This is a genomic window from Frankia sp. CcMO1, assembly GCF_977945845.1.
In genome coordinates this window covers 1-4,066 of record NZ_CDWTMG010000334.1, presented here as the reverse complement: position 1 = coordinate 4,066, position 4,066 = coordinate 1, and the positions used below count along the sequence as shown (strand labels likewise).

Below are 4,066 nucleotides of genomic sequence, written 5' to 3'. Positions count from 1 at the left end.
TTGTAGCGCAGGGCCAGCTTGCGCAGTTTCCGGAACAGGCTCTTGACCTTCAGGATGCCGATCCCCATGAACATGTTGGTGAAGGCGCCGGGATCGACGAACACGTACGGTTTGCCGGTCTCGCCGGCCACGGCCTCGGCCATGAGCGTCTTGCCGGTGCCGGGCGGGCCCCACAGGAGGATGCCGGACGGCACGTGGCCGCCGCGGGCCTCGATTTCCTCGGGCTTCTCCAGCAGGACGATGTTCTCCTTGACCCGCGCCAGCACGTGGTCCTGGCCCCAGACGTCGGTGAAGCGCCGCTCGATGTCGTCGGGGAAGTAGGTCTCCACGCCGCCCCGCGACAGGAACCAGAACAGGGCGACGAACTGGATCAGGATGAACACGACGGCGAACATCAGCTGGAAGATCAGCGGGAGCGCCTGCACCATGGTCGCCGGCAGTTCGAAGAGGGCGATGACCGGCGAGGTGTCGGTGACCTGGCCGACGACGACCGCGACGACCGCGATCCAGAAGATCCATTTCAGGGCGCGGGCGAGGCGGAACCGGGTCCAGGCGGTGAACCGGCGCTCGGTCCAGGCCGTCGACCGGCCGAAGACCGTCTCCGTCCAGAACCGGTTGTAGCGCACGCTGATCTCGCTGAGCCGGAAGTGCAGCTGCCGGAGCACCTCGATGACGCCGAGCACGAGGATCCAGCGCTGCTCCGCCGCCACCTGTGCCGCGGCGTCCGTCACGCTCCCGGCCGGCTCGATCTCCAGGTACGTGTTCCAGACCAGGAGGTCGAACAGGATGTTGAGGAGGAGCAGAAACTTGACGCGGTCCCACCACGGCAGCGGCTTGCGCGTGCCCCGCAGCTTCCAGGCCGGGATCGGCCGGTATGACCGGGTCGCTCCCGGCGGGCTCGTGTCCTGGGGAGCCGCCGGCTCCGGCGTGGTGGTCGTCATGCGGTCTCCTGGTCGGGGTCCGGTCACGGCTTCTTGACCGTGAGCGAGTTCGTGACCGCGGCGATGCGGTCGCGCTGGGCCTCGAAGCACTTCGTCGAGCAGTGGACGAGGGCGAGGTACACCCGCTCCCGCTTCGGATCGGTCACCACGACCTGGTCGTAGATCTCCTCTCCCGAGCCCGTGTCGTAGCCGTAGACGACGTGGACGCCGGCGGCGGTCCTCGTGCGCAGCTCCTGGTCCCGCAGCAGTCGGAACTTCGGTTCGGGGGCGGCCTGCGCGGCGAGCAGGACCTGCCGCTCCTTGCGGGCGGTCTCCGTCACGGGGAACAGCAGGTTCCGCAGCTCGTCGAACGTCAGGGAGGCGCGGGCCTCCTCCGGCACCCCGGAGGAGTGCAGCAGGACGACGGGCTCGGACGTGCGATCGGCGATCAGGTGGGCCGGGCTGGGTTTGCGCGCGCCGTCGAAGTAGGCGACCCAGGTGCCCTCCGGCAGGCTGGTGTCGGCGTCCTCGGCCGATTCGCCGCCCTGCTTCTGCGTGAGCTCGACGACGTCGGCGCGGTCGATCCGGGTCCAGTTCCACGGCACTTTGATCACGACGTCGCGCTCGCCGCCGGAGATGAACCGGTACTCCGGCGAGCACCCGGTGAGTGCGATCGCGGCGACGGCGACGGCGAGGACCGCCAGAACCGTCCGCGCTCCGCGCCGTGCCGGAACGTGTCGTTCCGCGGGGGCGGTCCTCGGGACCGCGGTGACCTCGGCCGGCTGGGGACTCCGGTGACCTTCCCGCGAGGAAAAGCCGCGCACTCGCACCTCCTCGCCGTTTCGGTCCGACGCACGGCACGTGTGCGCGGCTCTGTCAGCACCTGGTCCGCGACCCGCGCGAACGGGCCAAGGTCTCAATTCGGTATCAGATTTTGCGTAGTGCTTCCAGGGTCCATGCCCGGCGGGCTTTTCGCATCCCTCATGAGCATCGTTCCGGGGCGAATTCACACGCCCGTCACGTAGAGCGCACGCTTCGGGATGGTTGTGTAACGAAGCCGGAGTCTGGCGGTCGACGCTACAGCCGATCCCCCCGGGGTGGCCGAGCGGGGGAGGGCGCACGGCGCGGCGGCCGGCCGGCGAAGCCGAACCGGGCGTATGCGGCGACTTCGTCCTAAAGTTGACCTGCGTCCATTACTCTCCGCAGAGAATTGGTGACGATGTGCAAAACTGCTGGTCCGTGCGGGTTGACGTCCGCACGTCGCAATGGGGACGGTTGTACCTCCGCGTAGCTTCGTCGTGTCGCCATGTAGCGCCGTCCCACTGGAGCCGACGACGCTCTGTGGTGTGCCGTGCTTCCGGCGATGGGAGTCTGAGTCAGTGGTCCGATCCGCACCCAACACCCCGTCCGGCTCCGGCAACGCGGACAGCGGTCGACGAACCTTCGTCGTCGACACCTCGGTTCTCCTCAGCGATCCACGCGCGATGCTGCGATTCGATGAGCACGAGGTCGTCCTGCCGGTCGTCGTCATCACCGAACTGGAGGCCAAGCGCCATCACCCGGAGCTGGGCTTCTTCGCCCGGACCGCACTACGGCTGCTGGACGATCTGCGGATCAGGCACGGACGGCTGGACATGCCGCTCCCCGTCGGCGAGTCCGGCGGGACGCTGCACGTCGAGCTGAATCACGCCGACCCCACCGTCCTGCCGGCCGGGTTCCAGCTCGGCGACAACGACACCCGGATCCTCGCCGTCGCGCGCAGCCTCGCGGCCGACGGCAGGGCCGTGACCCTGGTCAGCAAGGACCTCCCGATGCGGATCAAGGCGTCCGCGGTCGGGCTCCAGGCGGAGGAGTACCGCAGCGGCCTCGTCGTCGACTCCGGCTGGACCGGCATGGCCGAGCTCGACGTCGACGCCGACGAGACGGCGGCTCTCTACGGGGGCGAGACGCTGGAGCTGGAGAAGGCGCACGACCTGCCCTGCCACACCGGGCTCGTGCTCAGCTCACCCCGAGGCTCGGCACTGGCCAGGGTGACCGCGGACAAGCGCGTGAAGTTGGTCCGCGGGGACCGGGACGTGTTCGGCGTCCACGGCCGCAGCGCCGAGCAGCGTATCGCGATCGACCTGTTGCTGGACGCCGATATCGGCATCGTGTCGATGGGCGGGCGGGCCGGCACGGGGAAGTCGGCACTGGCCCTGTGCGCGGGCCTTGAGGCCGTGCTGGAACGACGGCAGCACCGCAAGGTCGTCGTCTTCCGGCCGCTGTACGCCGTCGGCGGCCAGGATCTCGGCTACCTGCCCGGCAACGAGGCCGAGAAGATGAGCCCGTGGGCCCAGGCGGTCTTCGACACGCTCACCGCGCTGGTGTCGCCCGAGGTGGTCGAGGAGGTCCTCGACCGGGGCATGCTCGAGGTGCTCCCGCTGACCCACATCCGTGGCCGGTCGCTCCACGACGCGTTCGTGATCGTGGACGAGGCGCAGTCGCTGGAACGGAACGTGCTGCTGACCGTCCTGTCGCGGATCGGCCAGAACAGCCGGGTGGTGCTCACTCACGACGTCGCCCAGCGGGACAACCTGCGCGTCGGGCGGCACGACGGGGTCGCCGCCGTGATCGAGGCGCTCAAGGGGCACCCGCTGTTCGCGCACGTGACGCTCACCCGGTCCGAGCGGTCCCCGGTGGCCGCGCTGGTGACGGAGATGCTGGAGAGCCTGGACCTCTAGGCCGGGGTTCGCCCCTGTTTTCGGTGTGTGTAAGCGTTTCCACCTTCGGAAATCGCGCCGAATGCAGGGGCAAACCTCCGCACCCGGCGGAGTCACCTTGGGTGATAATTGACTACCGATAGTTGTTTTATTCCACCCAGAGACGAATGTCTGACCTGGGGACTTGTGCCCGAGCCGCGGATTGGACACGGTAGTGCGCCGTGACAACCGGTTCGCGGGCCCACGATACGGAGAGCGTCTGGCAGACGTACCTCGGTCTGGCCCCTGAGCGTGCGGTGGCGACGAGCACTCGCAGCGCACACCCGCACCGCCCCGCGGAGCCCGCTGGCTCCGGTGCGCGTGACGGGGGCCGCCCGGCCCAGGTCGTCTACCCCAAGCGTTCGGAGCTTCGCCGCGCCGAGGCCCGCGGGCGCCGCGGTGCCGACC

At 69.1% G+C, this 4,066-nt stretch carries 4 protein-coding genes; 2 read left to right on the top strand and 2 right to left on the bottom strand.

What is annotated here, in order from left to right; all coding sequences use genetic code 11:
- Both AC08OU_RS23285 and AC08OU_RS23280 read right to left on the bottom strand, forming a co-directional pair.
- Positions 1 to 941 (bottom strand): AAA family ATPase (locus tag AC08OU_RS23285; RefSeq protein ID WP_476605814.1); only part of this gene is annotated, 941 nt, incomplete at its 3' end.
- 23 nt (positions 942 to 964) lie between these two features.
- A complete protein-coding gene (locus tag AC08OU_RS23280; protein ID WP_476605813.1) occupies positions 965 to 1,744 on the bottom strand; it encodes a hypothetical protein in 780 nt (259 codons plus the stop codon).
- 555 nt (positions 1,745 to 2,299) lie between these two features.
- Here AC08OU_RS23280 and AC08OU_RS23275 point away from each other — a divergent pair.
- The gene (locus AC08OU_RS23275; protein ID WP_476605812.1) at positions 2,300 to 3,640 is read left to right on the top strand and encodes a PhoH family protein; all 1,341 of its coding nucleotides are present in this window, start codon (positions 2,300 to 2,302) and stop codon (positions 3,638 to 3,640) included.
- Between the two features lie 200 nt (positions 3,641 to 3,840).
- Positions 3,841 to 4,066: hypothetical protein (locus AC08OU_RS23270; protein WP_476605811.1), on the top strand; the 226-nt coding region annotated here is incomplete at its 3' end.